We start from the raw sequence: 2,008 nt of genomic DNA on the forward strand, positions 1-2,008 counted from the left end.
TTATTATATAATTCACGACGATTTTTAACCTCCATATAACCCCTCCTTTTATCCGCTAGATTATATCCACAAATAATTATATTACTAGAATAAATTTATCAGATTATTTTTTTGAAATACTTTATCCATTAAATATATTATAATACTAATGTTTGGCACAATCAAGAAAAATGGAATTCAATCTTCAATTTAAAAACTCTCTGCCGTTTATTAAGACTAAGGCTTTTAGCAGATCATAGACTGCATAAAGAGTAGAGAAAAGAAGCAGTAAGGAGAAAAAGTTTATTATTTGACTCCTGATAAGATTCTCAGATCTCGGCAATTTAAAAAAAGAGAGTTCGATTTCTTTACAGCTGATCATTATAAATGACAGTATCAGGGTGAAGAAAACAAAAATCAGGTCGTCTTTGCTTTCTTTATAAAATTTATTCAGTATTTTGGTAGCGCTTTTTAACATTTCCTCAAGCTTTTTATTATTCTCCTCATTTTTTCTACTTTCAATTTCTGCCTTTACTTTACTAATTGAATTATAATTAAAACCATAAATTGTTAAGGCAAGCGCAAATAATGACACAAAAACTGTATGGGTAAATACATAATCTAGTATTTTATCCAGCTCACTTAGCTCAGTAGATAAAACAATTAAAGCTGAGAAAGTAAATATAATCACCAAAGGCCAGAGCTGTTGAAATAACTTATTCTTCATCATGACCACTCATTTCATCAATTTTTTCCAGTTCAGCCTTAATCTTTGCAATATTTAACTGATTAATGTTTTCCGCTAAATAAGCAGTTTTAATATTATCTTTACTGCTTTTAGTTTTAACTTCCCCTGCTTCCATAAATTTTAACCTGTAACTACCTCCTCCAGCTGCTATATAATCTATGTAAGTACCTACTCTTTCTTCCTTAACTAATAAGTTACCCTGTTCATTTTTTAGTTCTATATTCACTTCAGCTGCATTTGAAATCTCCTGCTCTTCTTTTAACAATTCATTTGCCTCATATCTATTGCCAAATAAGTTCGGAGCTCTTAATTTTAACTGCATCGAGTAAATTTTACTGCTCTGATCTATAAGCTGCCAGAACATTTCGCGGTGGCTAATCTCATCTATAGTAAATATATACTGTCCAAAATCAACAGTTGCATTGATTAAAGCCTGAAGTATATTTTGAGCGGTTGAAATATTCTGGAAAACTGCTGCTTTCTTTTGAATCAGTATAATCTGTTTCTTAAAATCAATTATGACATAAACAAAGGGGTATTCTGTATCTTCTACAGTTTCTATATCACTATCTCCCTCCTGATATTTATTGAAGTCTCTTTTGCGAGCAAGTTTCAACAAAAAGAGATCTTCAGTCAGCTCTTCAATAAAATAAAGTAGATATTTTCGATGTTTGTACTTTTCACTAATTTTTACTTTCATTTGCAAATTAGCTTTTAATTCTTCAATTACTTCAGTCTTGCTTTTAGGAAAAAGTGATCTTATTCTACTGGCAGACACCAAAAAATAACGATAAGAAAAATATTTTGTCTTTTTTTGCACGCTGACCCCTCCTAAATTTTATAATCTAAATACTATTTCGAGGCCAGTCAAATTTTTCCTGCTTTTTAGTGAAAATTTTCTCAAAATATTTAAAAAATTTTGGAGGTTATTCAAGCTCATCACTTATTTCGATTAGTCGTTTTAACGAGATAATATTTGTTTTAATTTTTGCTCACCTCGCTGTTCTTTTTCAAATGATATCAGATTTTTGTCAATCTTAATACTTTTTTTAGGAGTGGAAATAATTCTTTCGAATGACTCCACAGCCCTCTTTGTATTCAAGGTGAAATCTCTATTAAAAGATGATGTGGCCATCCCCCCCTTGGTGCCATTCTAATATGCCTCATTACCTTTTTTAATACTAAAATATATTCTAAAGAATTGATCAACTAATTACATTTTTCTTTTTGTTAATTTATCATATCTTAAATCAAGTTTATTATCAATACTTATTTCAATAT

2 protein-coding genes are annotated in these 2,008 nt (G+C 29.7%); both read right to left on the reverse strand.

All coding sequences use genetic code 11. The features are described from left to right. Window positions 1–184 precede the first annotated feature (184 nt). Window positions 185–706 (reverse strand): hypothetical protein, encoded by a 522-nt coding sequence (locus tag CI949_RS20265; protein WP_290769826.1) that lies wholly within the window; start codon window positions 704–706, stop codon window positions 185–187. Continuing rightward, entirely contained in the window at window positions 696–1,547 is an 852-nt protein-coding gene (locus CI949_RS20270) for a hypothetical protein (RefSeq protein ID WP_290769829.1), read from the reverse strand. Before CI949_RS20270 ends, CI949_RS20265 begins: the two co-directional genes overlap by 11 nt. Between the last annotated feature and the right edge of the window lie 461 nt (window positions 1,548–2,008).

It is taken from the genome of Halanaerobium sp., assembly GCF_003070835.1.

Coding starts and splice junctions, on each gene's coding strand:
- CI949_RS20265 (WP_290769826.1), bottom strand. CDS start 706: ATGAAGAATAAGTTATTTCAACAGCTCTGGCCTTTGGTGATTATATTT.